This window comes from Nocardiopsis codii, from assembly GCF_036327455.1.
In the GTDB taxonomy this organism is placed as follows: Bacteria; Actinomycetota; Actinomycetes; order Streptosporangiales; family Streptosporangiaceae; genus Nocardiopsis; species Nocardiopsis codii.
On the sequence record NZ_JAUZMY010000040.1, the window covers coordinates 1 to 19,849 of the forward strand.

At 73.4% G+C, this 19,849-nt stretch carries 19 protein-coding genes and 1 pseudogene; 15 read left to right on the plus strand and 5 right to left on the minus strand.

The features are described 5' to 3' along the window. From Q8791_RS27845 to Q8791_RS27875, 7 genes and pseudogenes are all read left to right on the plus strand, one after another. Positions 1-127: pseudogene (locus Q8791_RS27845) on the plus strand (IS481 family transposase); the annotation flags it as partial. Between the two features lie 103 nt (positions 128-230). Beyond that, positions 231-1,295, plus strand: coding sequence for a succinyl-diaminopimelate desuccinylase (gene dapE, locus Q8791_RS27850; protein WP_330094803.1), 1,065 nt, complete (start codon positions 231-233; stop codon positions 1,293-1,295). Between the two features lie 186 nt (positions 1,296-1,481). Further along, on the plus strand, positions 1,482-2,267 hold the full coding sequence (locus Q8791_RS27855) for an LOG family protein (RefSeq protein ID WP_330094804.1): 786 nt from the start codon (positions 1,482-1,484) through the stop codon (positions 2,265-2,267). A 187-nt stretch (positions 2,268-2,454) separates the two neighbouring features. After that, positions 2,455-3,042, plus strand: a complete 588-nt coding sequence (locus tag Q8791_RS27860; RefSeq protein WP_330094805.1) for a hypothetical protein — start codon at positions 2,455-2,457, stop codon at positions 3,040-3,042. A gap of 244 nt (positions 3,043-3,286) precedes the next feature. Further along, complete coding sequence (locus tag Q8791_RS27865; protein ID WP_330094806.1) at positions 3,287-3,883, plus strand: hypothetical protein; 597 nt, start codon at positions 3,287-3,289, stop codon at positions 3,881-3,883. A gap of 385 nt (positions 3,884-4,268) precedes the next feature. Then, positions 4,269-4,436: a DUF3117 domain-containing protein gene (locus Q8791_RS27870; protein WP_267948190.1), complete on the plus strand. Its 168-nt coding sequence runs from the start codon at positions 4,269-4,271 to the stop codon at positions 4,434-4,436. Between the two features lie 92 nt (positions 4,437-4,528). Then, positions 4,529-6,028, plus strand: a complete 1,500-nt coding sequence (locus tag Q8791_RS27875) for a leucyl aminopeptidase (protein WP_330094807.1) — start codon at positions 4,529-4,531, stop codon at positions 6,026-6,028. Positions 6,029-6,131: 103 nt separating this feature from the next. Here the strand turns inward: Q8791_RS27875 and Q8791_RS27880 are convergent, their stop codons facing one another. After that, complete coding sequence (locus tag Q8791_RS27880; protein WP_330094808.1) at positions 6,132-6,719, minus strand: O-methyltransferase; 588 nt, start codon at positions 6,717-6,719, stop codon at positions 6,132-6,134. 317 nt (positions 6,720-7,036) lie between these two features. Between Q8791_RS27880 and sigE the strand changes: the two genes are divergently transcribed. From sigE to Q8791_RS27900, 4 genes are all read left to right on the plus strand, one after another. Further along, positions 7,037-7,654 (plus strand): RNA polymerase sigma factor SigE, encoded by a 618-nt coding sequence (gene sigE, locus Q8791_RS27885; protein ID WP_330094809.1) that lies wholly within the window; start codon positions 7,037-7,039, stop codon positions 7,652-7,654. 2 nt (positions 7,655-7,656) lie between these two features. Continuing rightward, the gene (locus Q8791_RS27890) at positions 7,657-8,379 is read left to right on the plus strand and encodes a zf-HC2 domain-containing protein (protein WP_330094846.1); all 723 of its coding nucleotides are present in this window, start codon (positions 7,657-7,659) and stop codon (positions 8,377-8,379) included. Next, positions 8,376-9,440 (plus strand): transcriptional regulator, encoded by a 1,065-nt coding sequence (locus Q8791_RS27895; protein WP_330094810.1) that lies wholly within the window; start codon positions 8,376-8,378, stop codon positions 9,438-9,440. The genes Q8791_RS27890 and Q8791_RS27895 overlap by 4 nt, the downstream gene beginning before the upstream one ends. Positions 9,441-9,815: 375 nt before the next feature. Next, positions 9,816-11,354, plus strand: coding sequence for a trypsin-like peptidase domain-containing protein (locus Q8791_RS27900; RefSeq protein ID WP_330094811.1), 1,539 nt, complete (start codon positions 9,816-9,818; stop codon positions 11,352-11,354). Between the two features lie 118 nt (positions 11,355-11,472). Here Q8791_RS27900 and Q8791_RS27905 read toward each other — a convergent pair whose 3' ends face one another. Beyond that, the gene (locus tag Q8791_RS27905; protein ID WP_330094812.1) at positions 11,473-12,612 is read right to left on the minus strand and encodes an Mrp/NBP35 family ATP-binding protein; all 1,140 of its coding nucleotides are present in this window, start codon (positions 12,610-12,612) and stop codon (positions 11,473-11,475) included. Between the two features lie 396 nt (positions 12,613-13,008). On the opposite strand from Q8791_RS27905, the gene Q8791_RS27910 reads away from it, so the two are divergent. Next, entirely contained in the window at positions 13,009-14,019 is a 1,011-nt protein-coding gene (locus Q8791_RS27910) for a CPBP family intramembrane glutamic endopeptidase (protein WP_330094813.1), read from the plus strand. Between the two features lie 33 nt (positions 14,020-14,052). Here Q8791_RS27910 and Q8791_RS27915 read toward each other — a convergent pair whose 3' ends face one another. Further along, positions 14,053-14,523 carry a GtrA family protein gene (locus Q8791_RS27915; RefSeq protein ID WP_330094814.1) on the minus strand — a complete coding sequence of 157 codons (471 nt, stop codon included), beginning with the start codon at positions 14,521-14,523 and terminating at the stop codon, positions 14,053-14,055. Between the two features lie 215 nt (positions 14,524-14,738). On the opposite strand from Q8791_RS27915, the gene Q8791_RS27920 reads away from it, so the two are divergent. Next, positions 14,739-15,914, plus strand: a complete 1,176-nt coding sequence (locus tag Q8791_RS27920; protein WP_330094815.1) for a 5-(carboxyamino)imidazole ribonucleotide synthase — start codon at positions 14,739-14,741, stop codon at positions 15,912-15,914. A gap of 29 nt (positions 15,915-15,943) precedes the next feature. Next, a complete protein-coding gene (purE, locus tag Q8791_RS27925; RefSeq protein ID WP_407942064.1) occupies positions 15,944-16,444 on the plus strand; it encodes a 5-(carboxyamino)imidazole ribonucleotide mutase in 501 nt (166 codons plus the stop codon). Positions 16,445-16,657: 213 nt separating this feature from the next. On the opposite strand, the gene Q8791_RS27930 is transcribed toward purE, so the two are convergent. Next, a complete protein-coding gene (locus tag Q8791_RS27930; protein ID WP_330094817.1) occupies positions 16,658-17,230 on the minus strand; it encodes a TetR/AcrR family transcriptional regulator in 573 nt (190 codons plus the stop codon). Between the two features lie 70 nt (positions 17,231-17,300). On the opposite strand from Q8791_RS27930, the gene Q8791_RS27935 reads away from it, so the two are divergent. Continuing rightward, complete coding sequence (locus tag Q8791_RS27935; protein ID WP_330094818.1) at positions 17,301-18,911, plus strand: MFS transporter; 1,611 nt, start codon at positions 17,301-17,303, stop codon at positions 18,909-18,911. Here the strand turns inward: Q8791_RS27935 and Q8791_RS27940 are convergent. Then, positions 18,893-19,624, minus strand: coding sequence for a TNT domain-containing protein (locus Q8791_RS27940; protein WP_330094819.1), 732 nt, complete (start codon positions 19,622-19,624; stop codon positions 18,893-18,895). The two genes, Q8791_RS27935 and Q8791_RS27940, sit on opposite strands and share 19 nt — an antisense overlap. Positions 19,625-19,849 lie beyond the last annotated feature (225 nt).

Sequence of the window (19,849 nt, forward strand, 5' to 3'; positions counted from 1 at the left end):
GTCCGAGGCCGAAAAGCGGGAGGCGTTCACCGGATGGCTGTACCACTACAATCACCACCGGTTCCACACCGCCATAGGCGGCCCTCCCGCCTCCCGCGTCACCAACCTCTCAGGTCAGTACACCTAGGGTGGCCGTACGCGTGCCCCGTCCGCGTACCCGCGGGGTGCGGGACCATGGTCGGGTGCCCGCGGCACGACGGCCGAACACAGCTCAGAAACGGGGCGACACCATGCTGGACCTGACCTCGGACGCGGCGGAACTGACCGCCGCACTCGTGGACATCCGTTCCGAGAGCGGTGACGAGAGGATCCTCGCCGACGCGGTCGAGTCGGCCCTGAAGGCACTCCCGCACCTCACCGTCACCCGTGACGGCGACGCCGTGGTCGCCCGGACCGAACTGGGCCGTCCGCGCCGCGTCGTCGTCGCCGGGCACATCGACACCGTCCCCATCGTGGACAACGTCCCCTCGCACGTCGAGGGCGGGCGCCTCTACGGGTGCGGCACCACCGACATGAAGGCCGGGGTCGCGGTCCAGCTCAAGCTGGCCGCCCTCGTGACCGAGCCCGTGCACGACGTCACCTACGTCTTCTACGACAACGAGGAGGTCGACGCATCCCGCAACGGCCTCCTCCGCCTCGCCCGGAGCCACCCGGAGTGGCTGGCCGGGGACTTCGCGATTCTGATGGAGCCCACGGACGGCGTGATCGAGGGCGGCTGCCAGGGGACCATGCGGGTGGAGGTCGTGACCAGGGGCAGGCGCGCGCACAGCGCCCGGTCGTGGATGGGGGAGAACGCGATCCACGGCGCCGGGGCCGTCCTGGACGTGCTGCGCGCCTACACCCCCCGCGAGCCGGAGGTGGAGGGGCTGCGCTTCCACGAGGGCCTCAACGCCGTGTTCATCGAGGGCGGGGTCGCGGGCAACGTCATCCCGGACGAGTGCGTGGTCAAGGTCAACTACCGGTTCGCCCCCGACCTGTCCGTCGCGGACGCGGAGGCCCACCTGCGGGAGGTCTTCGACGGGTTCGAGGTGCGCGTGGTGGACGCCGCGGCGCCCGCCCGCCCGGGACTGGACGACCCCTCGGCGGCGGCGTTCGTCAGCGCGGTGGGGGAGGGGCGGGCCCGGGCCAAGCTCGGGTGGACCGACGTGTCGCGCTTCTCCGAGCTGGGTGTGCCCGCCGTCAACTACGGCCCCGGCGACCCCGTTCTCGCGCACACGAAGGACGAGTACGCGGAGATCGCGAAGATCCGCGAGGCCGAGGAGCGCATGGTGGCCTGGCTGACCGGAGCCAGGTGACCCGGACCCCGTGCCGGCGGCAGGGTCCCGGGCCCGCCCGGAGCGCCGTTCCGGGCGGGCCGGGCCGCCGCCGGGCGGCCGTGACCGGCCCCGACGGCGGCCACGCGGCAAACCTGCCGCTTGCGGCCACCGCCGGGTCACGTGTGGTTCAGGTGTGAGCCCGTCGTACACGGATAGCTTTACGTCATGACGGAAGACGACAAGGTACGACGGGCCGGCCCCCTCACCTACAGGGGCAGCTCCATCCCCAGCACCACCACCGACCAGCGCCTCCTCGACCGGCGCGGCCCCTCCGACTGGGTGCACACCGACCCGTGGCGGGTCCTGCGCATCCAGTCGGAGTTCGTGGAGGGGTTCGGGCTGCTGTCCGAACTCCCCTCCGCGGTGAGCGTGTTCGGATCGGCCAGGATCAAGCCCGGGACCCGCTACTACAACCTGGGCGTCGACGTCGGCGCCAGGCTCGCGGAGGCGGGCTACGCCACGATCACCGGCGGCGGCCCCGGCATGATGGAGGCGGCGAACAAGGGCGCCCAGGGCGCGGGAGGGCTCTCCGTGGGGCTCGGCATCGAGCTGCCCTTCGAGCAGTCCCTCAACCCCTACATCGACATGGGGATGACCTTCCGGTACTTCTTCGTCCGCAAGACCATGTTCGTGAAGTACTCGCAGGCCTTCGTGGTGCTGCCCGGCGGCTTCGGCACCCTCGACGAGCTGTTCGAGGCCGCCACCCTCGTGCAGACCAACAAGGTCACCCGGTTCCCGGTGATCCTGGTCGGCCGCGACTTCTGGGGCGGGCTGGAGGAGTGGGTCCGCACCAGCCTCCTGGAGAACGAGCTGATCAAGCCGAACGACATGGAGCTGGTCCAGATCGTCGACGACCCCCAGGAGGTCGTCGACATCATCCGCAAGTCCCACCTGCACATCGCGCGCGAGCAGGAGGAGCTGGAACGGAGCGAGGCCGGCCCCGAGCAGTAGGAGGGCGCGCACGCGCCCCCCGGAGGCCCTCCCCGCCGCCCGGGGCGACGGGGAGGGGGACGGCGGCGCGGGGACCGGTGGGACCCCGGGTCCCGGCCCCTCCGGGCCGGGGGCGCCGCGGATCCGGCGCCCGGCCGCGGGCCCGCGGCCCTCCCCCCGGCGTCCGGGGTGTGGCACGATCGGGTCCGTGCCTGTTTTCATCATGATCCTGGTTGCCGTGGCCGCGTTGGCCGTGCTCGTCGGCGTGGTCTACGTGGTGCTCGGCAAGGGCGGCCAGCTCGCCCGGTTCGAGGCCGACTACCCCCCGCTGCCGCTGCCGGACGACCGTCCGGTCGGGGCGCACGACCTCGGCCGTGTGATGCTGCCCCTCGCCCTGTGGGGCTACCACGTGCGAGCCGTGGACGAGCTGCTGCTGCGCCTCACCGTCACACTGCGCGAACGCGACGAGCGGATCGGTGACCTGGAGTGGCGCCTGTCCCGACTCGACCCCTCCTACGTACCGGAGGGGACCGGGCCCGACCCGGACACGCGCCTGCCCGGTGACGCCTACGCCCCCGAGAGCTCCTACGCCCCGGAGGAGACCTCCACGACCGAGGACGTCCCCACCCCCGAGGACGCCCGCGTGCCCGGGGACGGGTACGCGGCCGACGACGGGCCCGGGAGCCGAGGCGGGGCCGGTGCGGAGGACGACTCCGAGCGGGACCCCCGGGCCGACGGTGACGCGGAGCACCGCACCGACACGGACGACGCCGCGGTCGGCGGCAACCAGCGCTGACCGGGGGCGGGCGCCCGGTCACCGGGTCGCCCGCACCGCCGGGGCCGGCGGCCGGGGCGCCCGCCCTATCGGCCGCTCCCGCCCACCGGTCCGACCTGCCGCTCCGTCGGCCGCTATGCCGTGCATCACAGCCGAGGCGCCGTTCTCGGGCGAATCCGGTGCGTTGGTGTGCTCTATCCTCGATCGCTGTACCCGGTACCCCCGTTCCGCCGGAGCGGGTGCAGCGTTGTTGAGGATGGCGAGGATGGACACAGCAGCCCAACTGGAGTCGGGAGCTGGGGACAGGCGCGACGCGCCCGCCTCCCCGGTGGCCCCGGCCCACCCTGTGCAACAGCTGTCCCTGTGGCCGCCGCCCAGGTCGACCCGGCACAGCGGGAAGCGCCGCCGCCAGGTGGCCGTTCTGGCCCTGGCCGCGGCGGCCGTCCTGCTCGTCGGGGGCGGCGCCGCCGCGTGGGCCGTGCTCGGGGGCCCCGGTGAGGAGGAGGCCGGTCCGACCGTCCCCGCCGAGGCCTTCGTCGGAGCGTGGTCCGGTGAGATGAGCCAGGTGGACACCGAGGGCGAGCACGTCGCCGACTGGCACGCGGAGGTCCGGATCGAGGAGGGCGCCGAGCGCGGCAGCACCGCCTGGACGACCTTCGCCTGTTCGGGGACCCTGGTCCTGTCGGCGGGCGACAACGACCGCCGCGTCTACGCCTACACCGAGACCGCCGATCCCGAGGACCGCTGCGTCGACGAGGCCGAGCTGACCGTGTGGTCGGCCGCCGACGGCGGGCTGAGGGCGGAGTGGTCCTCCATCACCCGGGAGGGAACCCGGATGATCTCGACGGGCGACCTCGGCTGACCCTCTGAGACGCGAACCCCCTGGTGGGGGCCGTCCCGCGCGGGCTCCCCGGGAGCGGTGCCCGCACAGCCGCCCGGATCGGCGGGCCGCTCCGGCTCCCGCGCTCTCCCCGGGTTTCGGTCAGTACCGATATAACCTTACTGACCGAAGATTCCTCGTGGGTGGGTGCTCGTGGCGGCGGCGCGGCCGTCGCCTGGCGCACACGGAGGGGTGAACCTCCGAGATAATGGTCGAAGAGTGATTCACGCCCCTTAAGCCACACGGGCATGAGTCACCCGGAACCGGACGGACCACGGCTCCGGAGCCGAGACCGGAAACGGGAATCGGCGCCGGTGCCGCGGGTCGGCCCCGGTCGCCCGCGAGGAACATGAGAAAGGGGAATGGCATGGCGGCGATGAAGCCGAGGACCAGTGACGGGCCGATGGAGGTCACCAAGGAGGGTCGCGGCATCATCATGCGGGTCCCGCTGGAGGGCGGCGGACGCCTGGTTGTCGAGCTGACTCCAGACGAGGCGTCCGAGCTCCGGGACGCGCTCAAGGGTGTCGTCGGCTAGTTCGGCAGTTGAACCGTCCCCCACCCCGGGCCGGACAGCCCTGACGACCCCCGAGGTTGTACACCTCCCAAGTGAACGATTGTGAGCGGCCTGTGCCTTTCGCCACGGAGATCCACCCCGTACCGGGGAAGCTCGTCGATTCCACCGCGGACCTGCTGGTCCTCCCCCTGACTTCGGGAGACAGCGGACCGGCGCCGGTCGAGGGGGTCGCCGAGAGCGGCCTGACACAGGTCCTACCGGCATCGCTCACCGATCTGTTCGCGCACTACTCGCTCGCCGGGAAACCCGGCGAGCTGGCCCAATTCCCGGTGTCCCGGGACCAGGGCCTGGTCCGCGTGGCGCTTCTGGGGGTCGGATCGGGTTCGCCCGACGACCTCCGGAAGGCCGGCGCGGCCCTGTCCCGGGCGGCCCGGGGGGCCGGGCGCGTGGCCCTCGCCTGGCCCGGCTCCGGCGAGGAGGCCGCCACCGCCTTCGCCGAGGGCGCGCTCCTGGCCTCCTACACCTTCACCCTCAAGACGTCGGAGGCCCCGGCCGACCGGCGCCCCGCGGCCTCGATCGACGTCGTCCTGGGCGACGGCGCCGACGGTTCCCTGGCCGGGGCCCTGGAGCGGGGCACCGCCCTGGCCGCGGCCACCGCCCTGGCCCGGGACCTCATCAACACCCCCTCCCTGTCCAAGGACCCCGAGTGGATGGCCGAGCGCGCCCGCGAGGCCGCGGCGGACAACGGCCTCCAGGTGCGGGTGTGGGACGAGGGGGACCTGGAGGACGAGGGCTTCGGCGCGATCCTCGGCGTCGGACAGGGCTCCTCGCGCCCGCCGCGGCTGGTCCAGCTCTCCTACACGCCCGAGAACCCCACCGAGCACGTCGTCCTGGTGGGCAAGGGCATCACCTTCGACACCGGCGGGCTCTCGCTCAAGCCCAACGACAACATGTCGCTCATGAAGACCGACATGAGCGGCTCGGCGATCGTGCTGGCGGTGCTGTCGGCCCTGGCCGCCGTGGGCGCCACGGTCCGCGTGACGGGCCTGCTGGCCCTGGCGGAGAACGCCTTCTCCGGTGACTCCACCCGCATCGGCGACGTGCTCACCACCTACTCCGGTACGACCGTCGAGGTGCTCAACTCCGACGCGGAGGGCCGCCTGGTCCTCGCCGACGCCATGGGCTACGCGGTCGGCGAGCTGGCCCCGGACGTCCTGGTGGACGTGGCGACCCTGACCGGCGCGGCCAAGGTGGCGCTCGGCACCGGCATGGGCGCGCTGTACAGCAACCACGAGGCGCTCGCCGCCGAACTGGAGGGCGCGGGCCGCGACTCCGGCGAACCCCTGTGGCGGATGCCGCTCACCGAGGAGTACGTGCCGACCACGAAGTCGCGGGTGGCGGACCTGGCCAACATCGGCACCCGCGGACGCGACTTCGGTCCGGCGGGGGCCACCGACGCGGCCCTGTTCCTGCGCGAGTTCACCGGTGACGTCCCGTGGGCGCACCTGGACATCGCCGGGCCCGGCAGGTCCATGAAGGAGAGCGGTCTGCTCAGCAAGGGCGGCACCGCGTTCGCGACCCGCACCCTGCTGCGCTGGCTCGCCGGCCGCTGACCCGTACCGGACGGCGGCCGTGCCGCCGTCACCGGCGAGGGGCGCACCCCCGGGCGCGCTCCTCGCCTCGCCTCGCCCCGTCCCGCTCCGTGGCGGACGGCGGCTACCGGATGGCGGCCAGGAGCCCCTCGCCCACCGGCATGAGCAGCGGGATGAACCCGTCCTCGTCACGCATGCGGCTGATGACGCCGCGCACGGCGGTCTCACGCGGGTCCGGCATGCGCAGCGGGCCGTCCGGCTCGGAGGAGCCCACCATGGCGCCGTTGAACACCACCATGCCGCCCGGACGCAGCAGGCGCAGCGCCTCCTCCAGGTACAGGGGGTAGGACTCGGTGTCGGCGTCCACGAACACCAGGTCGTACCCGCCGTCCGTCAGCCTCGGCAGCACGTCCAGCGCGGCCCCGCGGATCAGCCGCGCCCGACCGGCGCCGAACCCCGCCCTCGCGAACGCGGACCGCGCGTAGTCCTGGTAGGCGGCGTTCGTGTCGACCGTGGTCAGGATGCCGTCGGGCGTCATGCCGCGCAGCAGCCAGATCCCCGAGGACCCGCACCCCGTGCCGATCTCGACCACGGACCGCGCGTGGAGGGAGGCGGCCAGGAAGCGCAGGGCTCCGCCCGTGGCCGGGTCGACGGGCGGCGCCGTCGAGCGCAGGCCCGCGTCGTACGCGTCGGCCAGGGGCTCGTCCTCCATGGCGTCCCGCTCGAACCGGGCCTGCTCGGTGCGGACCCAGGTGATTCGGGCCGCTGTCTCCTCCGGACTGGCGATGACGGCCTCCCGCTGCCGTGGTCACGAACGTGTCATGGGCCTGACCAGGAGGCCGTCACCCACCGTGGAATGATGGTCGCGACCAGGTCGTGCACCTGGCAAAAGAGTAGCCTGATCCCGGCCCAACTCCGAGCGTGGCGGCGGGAACTTAATCCACTCCTCCCGGCGTTGAATCGGGATGAACGTACGTTGATCGCCACGAAGCAAACTCCCCCCGACCAGCCAGTCGGCGAATCGACGGGATGAAGGGAGCAGCGGTGCCAGAGACCGGCCCTGCCGTGGAATTCGAGGCATGGGAACCCCCGAGCTGGGATGAGGTCGTCCGGACCCACTCGCCGCGCGTCTACCGGCTCGCCTATCGGCTGACCGGCAACAAGCACGACGCGGAGGACCTCACACAGGAGGTCTTCATCAGGGTGTTCCGCTCCCTGGCCAACTACACCCCCGGCACCTTCGAGGGGTGGCTGCACCGCATCACCACCAACCTCTTCCTCGACATGGCCCGACGCAAGGCCCGTATCCGGTTCGAGGGCCTGGCCGACAACGCGGACGAGCGGTTGGAGGGGCGTGAGCCCTCACCCGCCCAGCGCTACGACGACCGCCACTTCGACGCCGACATCCAGTCCGCGCTCGACGCGCTGCCGGCCGAGTTCCGGGCCCCCGTGGTCCTGTGCGACATCGAGGGTCTCTCCTACGAGGAGATCGCGGCGACGCTGGACGTCAAGCTCGGCACCGTCCGCAGCCGCATCCACCGGGGCCGCGCCCAGCTGCGGCGGGCCCTGGAGCACCGGCGGTCCCTGGCAGCGGAGGAGCACGGGGCGCGCAACGGCGGAAACGTCATCAACGGGGAGGCGCAGTGAGCATGGACCACCTCGGGGAGCGCCTCTCCGCGCTCGTCGACGGCGAACTGGGCGCCGTCGAGCACGAGAGCGCCCTCATCCACCTGGCCAAGTGCGAGTCGTGCCGGTTCGAGGCCGACATGACGCGCCGTCTGAAACGGCGCCTCAACGGCCTGCGCGAACCCGAGCCCGACCTGGACTTCATGGGGCGGCTCACGAGCCTGTCCCGCGACCCGGGCCCGGGAGGCCGGGGCCCTTCTGAGCCGCCGCCCGGAGGCGCGGGCTTCGGAGTCCGCCCGCCTCTGGGGTCCTCCCGCCCCCTCGGCGGCTTTCCCGGAGGAGGCGCGCTGACCGCGGAGTCCGCGGTGGCCGCCGCACGGTCCGGACCCGGGGTGACGGGGGCGCCCGCCGCCACGACACTGACCGGACCGGTCCGGTCGCAGCGATCGGACCGGCCCGCCCGGCGCCGCGGCGGCGACCGCCTCTCCCACCTGATCCCCGCCTTCCCCGGAGGGCGCTACGCGGTCGCGGGCTTCGCGGTCGCCACGGCCCTCCTGGGCACCGCGTTCGTCGCGGGCGGCGACGCGCAGGACGCGCCGGTGGTGGAGCCCCGCCTGTCCGACTACGCGGTCGAGCACGCGGTGACCAGCCGTCAGATACCCGTCGTGCAGACCCAGCCGTCGGAAGCCCGTCCTGTGGGGACCGAGAACCCGATCGGGTACGGCTCCACCGAAACGACACGGTGAGCGCGGGGGGACACTCCTCCGCCACCTCCGGTCCGGCCACCCTCGTCGCCGTCCTGGCGCTCTGCGTGGCACTGCTGACCGGAGCCGCGTGCCCGGACGCCGACCAGGTCCCCGCCGAGGGGTCCGATGACGGTATGCCCGTGTTGCGCCGAGCCGCCGTGGCGGGCAAGGAGACGGCCTACTCCGCCGTGCGCGAGGTGACCGGACCGGAGGGGGACGGCTCGCCGTCCCACGTGCGCGTGGTGCACCGGCCCGGTGACGGCCTCGCGCTGGCTCCGGTCGGCGAGGAGGAGTCCGCCTTCGTGGTGCGGGCGTCCTCGGCCCTGGAGTCCCTGGACGAGCGCCTGCTGCACATGCTGGAGGACACCTATGAGGTGACGGACGCGGGCACCGCCGTCCTGGACGGCAGGCGGGCCCGGGTGGTGGAGGCCGGACGCGCCGACGGCACCGTCGCCGGACGGTTCTGGGTCGACACCGGGACCGGCCTGCTGGTGGGGAGCACGGTCTACGAGGCGACGGGGGAGTCCGCGCTCAGCGTCCGACTCACCGGCCTCGAACAGGGTGAGGGCGACTGGCCCGAGGGCGCCGTCGGAGGCGCGCCCTGGGGCGACGCCCTGACCGGGGAGGAGCGCACCGCGCTCCGGGACGAGGGCTGGACGCTCCCCGAGCACCTCGACTGGAACCTGAGGCTGGTCGACGCGCGCTCCACCGAGCACAGCGGGCACCGCGTCGTGCACGCCGTCTATTCGGACGGTTTGTCGCAGGTGTCGGTTTTCGCCCAACGTGGGAAGCTGGGGGCGGAACACTCCCCCTCACTCCGTGACGGATACGCCGGAACCGATATGGGGGGAAGGGGCGTCACAACACAACATGACACGATCTTCGGCGGAGACGTGGGCCAGTACCAGAGCATGTGGCAGGCGGACGGCTTCGTCTACACGGTGTTGGCCGACGCCCCCGTCGGAATCGCCTCGTCGGCTGTGACCGCGTTGCCCGGACCCGAGGGTTCCGGCTTCTGGGCCAGAGTGCATCGGGGCATGTCCCGGTTGGGGTTCCTCTAGGGGTGTCCCTCGGACGATCGAGGCGGGCCCGCCGCCCGGCGGGCGGCCCGCAGCGGCCCGGGGTGCACGCCGCGGCGTTCCCGTCCGGGCCGTGTGTCGACCGCGAGCCAAGCGACAGAGCGACCCACGGAGCAGGTCTTGACTGAGGAAAACGGCCGTTCGGGCCACGGGGGAGGGCCCGGCCGGGCGTCCCCGCCGGACGGCGGAACGTCCCCGGACGCGGCCCGCCCGGGTCGGGCGCCCGCGGAACACCAGCCCTACCTCCGGTGGTCCGCCCCGGAACCCCAGGGCCCTGGACGCCCCCCGTCCCCCGCCGTCGGCCACGGTTCCACCCCCGGTCCGTCCTCACCCGCCTCTCCCCACAGTGGAGATCCCATGAACCACACCCCTCCCGGCCAGGGCGGGCAGCCCGGTGCCCCCTCCGACCCCGGTGTCCCGCCGAACCCCGGCAGCCCGACGGGCCGCGACGCGGCCTACGGCGGGGCGCCCGTTCCGGGTGACCCCCAGAACCCACAGGGGCGGGGGGCTCCCCCCGGCGCGCCCGGCCAGGGTCCCCCTGCCCACGGGGGTCCCGTCGGCCACGGCGCGCCCGGAGGCCGGGGTCCCGCGGGCCCGCCCGGGCCACCCGTCCCCCCGGGGCCCGACCACCCCACCGGGTACACGGCCTCCTTCCAGCAGGCGGACCCCGCCGACCCCTCGGGCCAGGCGAGCAGACCCGGCCCGCACGGTCCCGCGGACACCCCCGGCTTCTCCGGGCCTCACGTGCCGCACTCCGTGCAGGCCGTCGCCTACGGCATCCCGCCGACCGCCGCGCCCAAGCCGCGCGGGCGCGGCGTCCCCGCGTGGATGGCCCTGTCCGGCATGCTCGTCGTCGCGCTCATCGCCGGGGGAGCGGGCGGTGTCGCGGGCGGGCTCCTCAACGGCTCCGCCGCCTCCGACGCGGCGCCCGAGGACGACGGCCCGGTCATGAACGAGCCTCCGCCCGAGGCCCCCCAGCGCGACCCCGACAGCATCGCGGGGGTGGCCCAGCGGGTCAGCCCCAGCGTCGTCTCGCTCAGCAGCGCCGACCCGCGCAGCGCGGGCGGCGGCTCCGGGTTCGTCATCGACGGCGACTACGTGGTCACCAACGACCACGTCTCCAGCGGACTGGAGGCGGACGGCATCGTCATCGAGTACAGCGACGGCACCCTCTCGGACGCCTCCGTGGTCGGCGCCGACCCCAGTTCGGACCTCGCGGTCCTGTCGATCGCGGACCCCCACGACGTCGAGCCGCTCCAGTTCGGCGACTCCGAGGAGGTCATCGTGGGCGACGAGGTGATCGCCATCGGCGCGCCCCTCGGCTTCACCGGGACCGTCACCCAGGGCATCATCAGCGCCGTCAACCGGCCCGTCAGCTCCGGCGAGGGCGGGAACGAGGGGCGCTTCTACGCGCTCCAGACCGACGCCGCCATCAACCCCGGCAACTCCGGGGGGCCGCTGGTCGACACCCAGGGCCGGGTCATCGGCGTCAACTCGATGATCGTGACCATGGGCTACATGGGCGAGGCCACCGGCAACATCGGCCTGGGCTTCGCGATCCCCTCCACGGAGGCGGAACGGGTGGTGAACCGGCTCATGGAGGACGGTGAGGCCACGTACGCGGACATCGGCGCCGACATCGACGAGGACAGCCCCCTCGCGGGCGCCGTCATCGCCGAGGGCGCGGGCGCGATCGAGAGCGGGGGCCCGGCCGACGCGGCGGGACTGGAGCCCGGTGACGTGATCGTCTCCCTGGACTCCCGCCCGGTCGGCTCGGGCCAGGACCTGCTCGCCATGCTGCGCAGCCGCACCCCCGGCGACGAGGTCGACATCGAGTTCGAGCGCGACGGCGAGCGCGAGAGCACCACGATCGTCCTCGGCTCGACCGACGACTGACCGCGGCGCCCGCCCCCACGGGGACGGGGCGCCCCGGACGCGCGAGGGCCCCCGGTCGCCCGGGGGCCCTCGTCGCTTCTCCCTCCGGCGGGCCGCCCGCGGCCCCGGAGGAGGGGTGTCAGCGTCCGGCAGGGGAGATGCCCAGCTGCATCCCCGCCAGACCGCGCGGCTTGCCGACCAGGGACTCGGCGATCCCGGAGATGACCTTGCTCGCCTCGGTGTCCGGGTCGGACAGGACCAGGGGGTTGCCCTCGTCGCCGCCCTCGCGCAGGCGGGTGTCCAGCGGAACCTGGCCCAGCAGCGGGATGGTGGTCCCCAGCGTCTTGGTCAGGGCGTCGGCGACCGTCTGGCCACCGCCCTCGCCGAACAGGTGCAGGGGCTCCCCGCCGCCCGGCGGCAGGAAGTACGACATGTTCTCGATGACGCCCGCGATGCGCTGGTGCGTCTGCGCGGTGATCGCGCCCGCGCGCTCGGCCACCTCGGCGGCGGCCATCTGCGGGGTGGTCACGATGAGCAGCTCGGCGCTCGGCAGCAGCTGCGCGGTGGAGATGGCGATGTCGCCGGTGCCCGGGGGCAGGTCCATCAGCAGGACGTCCAGGTCACCCCAGAACACGTCCGCCAGGAACTGCTGGAGGGCGCGGTGCAGCATCGGTCCGCGCCACACCACGGGCTGGTTGCCCTGCGTGAACATGCCCACCGAGATGACCTTGATGCCGTGCGCGGTGGGCGGGAGGATCATGTCCTCGACCTTGGTCGGGAAGTCCGACGCGCCGAGCATGCGCGGCACCGAGTGGCCGTAGATGTCGGCGTCCACGACGCCGACCTTGTGGCCCTGGGCCGCCAGCGCCGCGGCGAGGTTGACGGTGACGGACGACTTGCCGACACCGCCCTTGCCGGAGGCGACCGCGAAGACCTTGGTCAGGGAGTTGGGCTTGGCGAAGGGGATCTCCTTCTCCGCCTGGCCGCCGCGGAGCTTGGTCTGGAGTTCCTTGCGCTGCTCGTCGCTCATCACGTCGAGCTCGACGCGGACGGAGGTGACCCCGGCGACCTTGGTCACCGCTGCGGTCACGTCCTTCTCGATGCGGCCCTTCATGGGGCAGCCGGCCACCGTGAGGTAGATCCCGACGCTCACGGTACCGTCGTCGGCGATGTCGATGCTCTTGACCATGCCGAGGTCGGTGATGGGACGGTGGATCTCCGGGTCTTGCACCGTGGCGAGGGCTTTCTGCACCTGCTCGGTGGTTGCTGTGGAGGACATGTGCTCAATCGTAGGTCAGCGGGGCGGGATGGTTGGTCTGCGGTGTCGCCCGTACGCACCACCGTGTTCAACGAGGCGGGAGCGCCCGCCATTCCTTGCGCCGAGGGGCATTGCGCCATCTCCTGTTCATACTGTGACCAGGTGATAACGGCGTGGCCTTAACACTGGCAATACATGGCCGGATAGTAGTCTCGGCGCACGATGGGAAATGTGCCGCCACCGCCTGGTTCGTCCTGGCCCGCCGCGCCCGAAGGGCCGGAGGGGTGGGCTTCTGGGTCCTACGCCCAGGAGCAGACCTGGGCCGGACCCCCCGGCGGGGGGCGGCTGACACCGCCCGGCGGCCACCCGGCGGTCAACGCCGATCCGGGCGTGTGGGCTTGGCCACCGCCGAGGCCCGTGCGCACGAACGCGTTCGCCTGCGCGGAGCTGCCCCCGGGTGAGGCCTATCACAGGCTGGGGCGGACCTCCAGCTTCCGCTGGTGGACGACGCCCCTGGCCCTGTTCTGCTTCGCCGTGCTGCTGTTCTTCCTGTGGCTGGCCATCCTCCTGGCGGTGACGATCGTCGCGATCGTCGGCGGCAGCGGGCTGGCCCCCGACTCCGTGCGCATCAGCGAGATCGCCCAGCTGGCCTTCGGACTGCTGTCGTCGGCGCTGCTGATCCCCATCGTCCTGTTCGTCGTCCGCGTGATCCAGTGGCGCCGTGTCGGCTCCCTGCTGTCGGTCGAGGGCCGGGTCCGCTGGGGCTGGATGGCGACCTGCACGGCCGTGGCGGTCCTGCCGGTCGCCCTCGGGGTGGCGGCGTTCCTGCCGCTGGCCCGCGTCCTCCAGCCCGGCCTGGTGCCCCACCAGGGGACCGGCGGGACCGAGGTGTTCGCCGCGGCGATGGTCGTCATCCTCCTCCTGGTCCCCTTCCAGTCCGCGGCGGAGGAGATCACCCTGCGCGGCCTGGTCATGCAGATGGTCGGCGCTCTCGGGGCGCGCCGCGGCGAACGGGGCGGGGACTCCGCGGTGGCGCGTGTCCTGCGCTCGCCCTGGCCGGCGGTCCTGGCGGGCGGGACCCTGTTCGCCGCGCTCTACCTGGCCACCCACCCCGGCGACGTCTGGACGACGGCCGCCCTCGCCGTCATGGGCCTGGGAGCGGCCTGGCTGACCTGGCGGACCGGCGGCCTGGAGGCCGCGATAGCGCTCCACGTGGTCAACAGCCTGGTGCAGTTCACACTGTGCGTCTTCGAGGGCCGCATGTCGGAGATCGGCACGGGCGCCATCGTCGGCGCCGGGCTGCCCCTGGGCGCGGGCACGCCGCTCGTCCTGCTCCTCACCACGGCCCAGGTGGGCCTGTACACGCTGGGCGTGGCATGGCTGGCCCGCCGCCGGGTCCGCCGCGAGAGCGCCGGCGCCCGGCGCTGAGCCGGTCCCGGCGCGGACGGCCGGGCGGTCGGGTCACGGCTCCCGGACGGTGCGCTCCCGCACGGCCTCCGGCTGTTCGGGAAACACCCACGTCCGGTAGGCGAAGAACCGGAACAGCGTGCCGAACCCCACGCCCACCACGTTGCCCGCGATGTTCTGCGCGAGGGCGCCGTCCAAGCCGAGCACGTACACGGAGAAGCCCTGGCAGACCAGCTGGATGGCCAGGCCGATCCCGTTCATCACGAGGAACAGCAGCGTCTCCCGCCCGTAGCCGGTGCGGGCCCGGTCGCTGAACGTCCAGAACCGGTTGCCGACGAACGCCACCGCGATCGACGCCAGGGTCCCGACCACCTGCCCGGACAGCGGCCCCATGCCCGCCACCCCCCACAGCAGGTTGGTGGCGCCCAGCTGGACCACGTAGGCCGCGGCGCCGACGGAACCGAACTTGCCCACCTCCGCGGCGAGTTTCGCGAGCTCGGGATGGCGGGCGGAGAAGTCGCGCACGGCCGTCGCCTCCAGTCGTGTGATCGGGGGCGCGCCGGGCGGACCGCCGACCTGGGGGCGAGAGGGGCTTCCGGCCGCCGTGCGCGCACGCTCTAGACTCTAGCCCGGGGACTTGAGCAGGGCCCCGGCCGCGGGTTCCGAGCCGAACAGGCCAGGTTGCCCCACGGGGGAGCCGTCCCGTCACCGCGGTTGACGAGCATGTGAGTTGAGGAACTGTGAGCGAGCGTAACCGCACCATCCCCCGCGTGGGAATGGTCGGAGGTGGCCAACTCTCCAGGATGACCCACCAGGCGGGCATCGGACTGGGCGTCCACTTCTCCGTCCTGGCCGCCTCCCCCACCGACAGCGCCGCCCTGGTCTGCGGCGACGTCACGCTGGGCGACGACCGCGGCCTGGACGACGTCCTGGCCTTCGCCAAGGCCAACGACGTGGTGACCTTCGACCACGAACACGTCCCCGAACCGGTCCTGCGCGCCGTCGAGGAGGCCGGAGGGCTGCTGCGCCCCGGCCGCGACGCCCTCCGCTTCGCCCAGGACAAGCTGCGCATGCGCACCCGCATGGCCGAACTCGGCGCCCCCTCCCCGCGTTGGAGATCCGTCACCGTCCTGGACCACGTCACCGGTTTCGCCGACGGCGCGGGCGGCACGGAGGGCACCGGCTGGCCCGTCGTCCTCAAGGCCGCGCGCGGCGGTTACGACGGCAAGGGCGTGTGGGTCGTCGACGACGCGGAGGAGGCCCGCGCGGTCGTGGACCGCGCCGCCGCCGAGGACGTCCCCCTCCTGGTGGAGGAGAAGGTCGCCTTCTCCCGCGAGCTCGCGGTGCAGGTGGCCCGCTCCCCGCACGGGCAGGTCGCCGTCTACCCGGTCGTGGAGACCGTGCAGCGCGGGGGCATCTGCCACGAGGTCGTCGCCCCCGCCCCCGGCCTCCCGGACGAGAAGGCCACCCGGGCGCAGGAGCTCGCCATCGAGATCGCCCAGGCGCTCGACGTCACCGGCATCCTGGCGGTGGAGCTGTTCGAGACCGCCGACGGAGTGGTCGTGAACGAACTCGCCATGCGGCCGCACAACTCCGGCCACTGGAGCATCGAGGGCGCCCGCACCTCCCAGTTCGAACAGCACCTGCGCGCCGTTCTCAACCTGCCCCTGGGTTCGCCGCGCACCAACGCCCCCTTCACCGTCATGGCCAACCTGCTGGGCGGTGCGGACCCCGACGTCTACAGCCGCTACCTGCACGTGATGGCCAAGGACCCCGACGTGAAGGTGCACTTCTACGGCAAGGACGTGCGTCCGGGCCGCAAGATCGGGCACGTCACGGTGATGGGCGACGACCACCAGGACCTCCTGGAGCGCGCCCGTGACGCTGCCGCCTACCTGCGAGGAGACGACCAGTGAGCAACCAGGCCCCCGTCGTGGGCATCGTGATGGGTTCGGACTCGGACTGGCCGGTGATGCGCGAGGCCGCCGAGGCGCTGCGCGAGTTCGACGTGCCGTTCGAGGCCGACGTGGTGTCCGCGCACCGCATGCCGCACGAGATGATCTCCTACGGCGAGGAGGCCGCCGGGCGCGGCCTGAAGGCGGTCATCGCCGGTGCGGGGGGCGCCGCCCACCTGCCCGGCATGCTCGCCTCCGTGACCACCCTGCCCGTGATCGGCGTCCCGGTGCCGCTCAAGTACCTCGACGGCATGGACTCGCTGCTGTCCATCGTCCAGATGCCCGCCGGGGTCCCGGTGGCGACGGTGGCGGTGGGCGCGGCCCGCAACGCGGGCCTGCTGGCCGTGCGGATGCTGGCGGCGCACGATCCGGAGCTGTCCCGGCGGATGGCGAAGTTCCAGGGGGAGCTCCGGGACCAGGCCCACGCCAAGGGCGAGCGCCTGCGCCGCGAGGTCGCCGAGGGCGGGAGGCCCACCGGTTTCGGCCTCTAGGCCGTGTTTTCTGCACCCTTCCGGGCTCGCGTCCGCCGGGCTCGGCCCGCCGCCGCTCCACGCGGTGGACGCCCGGAGGCGGGCTCCGACGACGCGCGCCCCGGCCCCCTCGCGAGGGGGCCGGGGCCGGGCCGTGCTCGGGGCCGACCGGTGACCTGCCCCCGGGAGCCGCGTGCCGGCCGCCCGCGACGCGTGCCGGCCGGGCCCGTCGGGTCAGTCGGAGGCGGTCGTGAGCGCGCGCAGACCGTCCATCGCCTGGTCGACGGTGGGCAGCGCGTCCGGGTCCACGAGGAACTGGATGACGAAACCGCTGATGACGTTGTAGACCATCGACCCCAGGCCGGCGGCGGTCTCCGGGTCGACGTCGTCGGGTTCCCTGCCCAGGATCAGCGCGGCCAGCTCACGGCGGCCCACGCCGATGTTGGTCGCGAGCATCTCGCGGATGCCGCCGTCGAACTGGGCCTGGGAGTAGGCCTGGACGCTGGCCACCAGCAGGTCGCGCTCCCTGGGCAGGGTCTCGAGGATCGAGCCGACGAGGGCGCGCATCCGCTGTTCGGGCGCCTGGGCCCTGGAGGCGCTGACGGCGGCCTGGAAGGAGTCGGCCCAGTCGCCTGACGCCTCCATCACCGCCGTGTTCATCAGGTTGTCCTTCGACCCGAAGTGGTAGCCGATGGACGCCAGGTGCGCCCCGGAGGCGGCGGCGATGTCGCGGGCCGTGGTCTTGCCGTATCCCTTGTCGACCAGGCACCTCTTGGCGCCCGCCAGCAGGTCGTCTCGTTGGCTCATGCCGGGAGCCTAGCATTTTGTACGTACGTACATATTGACGCCTGTTTTGAACGTACGTACGATCATGGCCATGCGAACGCCCTCCCCACCCCGCACGCCCCGGCGGGCCACGGCCCGCACCTGGGCCGGACTCGTCGTCCTCCTGATCCCCGCGCTGCTGGTGTCCATGGACATCTCGGTGCTGTTCGTGGCCGCGCCCGCCATCGCCGAGGCACTCGAACCCGGCGCCACCCAGTGGCTGTGGATGATGGACGTCTACGGCTTCGTCCTGGCCGGGCTCCTCGTCACCATGGGCGGCCTCGGAGACCTCGTCGGTCGCCGGAGGCTGCTCCTGACCGGAGCCGTCCTCTTCGGCGCAGCCTCCGCCCTCCTGGCCTTCGCCCCCAGCGCCGAGCTCTTCATCGCGGGCCGCGCCCTGCTCGGCCTCGCCGGGGCGACCCTCGCCCCCTCCACGCTGTCCCTCATCCGTGACATGTTCACCGACCCCCGGCAGCGCGGGACCGCGGTCGGCGCCTGGACCGTCGCCTTCACCGGGGGCGCCGTCGCCGGGCCGATCCTCGGCGGGCTCCTCCTGGAGTTCTTCTGGTGGGGGTCGGCCTTCCTGGTCAACCTCCCGTTCATGGTGCTGCTGACCGTCGTCGCGCCGTTCCTCGTCCCGGAGTCGCGCGACCCCGACGCGGCGGGCTTCGACCTGATCGGCGCGGGCACCTCGCTCGTCGCCGTCCTCGGCCCGGTCTACGCCGCCAAACGCCTCGCCGAGCACGGCGTCGAGGCCCAGGGAGTCATCGCGCTCCTCGTCGGCGCGGCGTTCCTGGTGCTGTTCGTGCTCCGTCAGCGCAGCGCCGCGCACCCGCTCGTCGACATCACGCTCTTCGCCCGCCCCGCGTTCACCGCCGCGGTCGCCAGCAACACCGCGGTGGCCTTCGCCTCCGCCGGCCTCGGCCTCCTGGCCTTCACCTTCCTCCAGACCGTGCACGGCCTCAGCCCGCTCCAGGCCGCGCTGTGGTCCCTGCCCGTGCTCGTCGGCACCGTCCTCGGCGTCGTCCTGGCCGGCGCCGCCTCCTCCCGGGTACGCCCCGGACTCCTGATGGCCTCGGGCCTGCTGTCCGGCGCCGCTGGGTTCTCCGTGGTGGGGTCCCTGGAGGTGGGCACCCCGCTGCCCGTGCTCATCGGCGGGTACACGGTGCTGACCTTCGGCGTCGGCATCGTCGGGACCCTGGCCAACGGCCTCGTCCTGGCCACCGCCCCGCCCGAGCGCGCCGGGGCCGCCGCCGGGGTCTCCGAGACGAGCACGGAGCTCGGTGCGGCCCTGGGCATCGCGGTCCTCGGCACCGCCGCCACCACGGTCTACCGCAGGGCCATGGAGGACGGGCCGTCGGGAGCGGAGGGGCCCGCGGGGGAGACCGTCGCCGGGGCCGTGGCCGCGGCACCGGGGGCGGAGGACCCAGGGGCCCTGCTCGACGCGGCCTTCACCGCCTACACGGCGGGGGTCGGCACCGCGGCCCTCACCGGCGCGGCCGTGCTCGCGGCCGTGGCGCTCCTGGTCGCCGTGGCCCTCCGCGAGCTGCCTCCGGGCGCGGGGGAGGGGCACACCGGCGCCGGGAGGAGTGCCGGGGACCCGGGTGCCCCAGCCCTGGACACCCGGGTGGTCTCGGACCGGGGTCAGGCCCCGAGGGCGTAGCGGGGGGCGGTCACGCACTCCTCGACGGGCCTCTGCTCCAGGTAGCCCCATTCCAGGAGGTCGTTCACCGGAACGAACTCGCCGGTCCCGGCCTCGGGGATCTCCCCGGCGGGGGCGAGGACCTGCTCACCGCCCCCCGGCTGCTCGAAGTGCGGCGCGATCGGGCCCACCAGGGCCGTGAACTCCGTGGCCACCTCGTAGCAGTTGTAGTTGTGCTCGGGCCCGCCCGGCCAGGTGTTGAGGGAGTCCGGGGGCAGGGCCCGCCGCTCGTACCGCGCCCCCGCCGGGGCAAGGAAGGTGCCCCGGGGCGACCCGAACCGGTCCAGCATCCGCCCCTCGGGAAGGGACCGGAGGTCGTTCACCGGCTCGCCGTTCTCCACCACGAACCCCATGTGCTCGGGGTAGTCCCAGCCCTCAGGTGTGGCCCACCGGTCCAGGAACTCCACGGGGGTGAGCCCGCCGAGCCGGTCGTAGGACCGAACCAGTGAGCCGACGGGCCCGTCCGAGGGGAGCTCGGCGGGTCCGAGCCGGCGGTCACCGCACAGGTACGCGGCCAGGTCCTCCTCGCTGGGCGGGGGGTCGAGCACCGGGCAGTCGGCGGGGGCCACCGCGTCGGCTGACGGCGCCGCGGGCACGGGGCGCACGTCGGCGTGGACGGGGGGAGCCACCAGGAGCAGGGCCAGAGCTGTGCCTGCCACAGCGGAGAGCTTCACCGATCGGACTCCGTTCGTTCCTGGGCCGCCCGGCCCTGTGCCGGGCGCCTGCGATCAACCACGGAGTGCAGTGAAGCATGAACCCGGGGTCACCGCCCGGGATTCGCCGGAAAAGCCCGCGAGAGGCCTGCTGGTCGCACGGCGGAAAAGCCCGCGAGAGGCCTGCTGGTCGCACGGCTCGCGTTACCCGCGCCGCCCGTGCGGCCGGGACGGGACGGCCCAGCG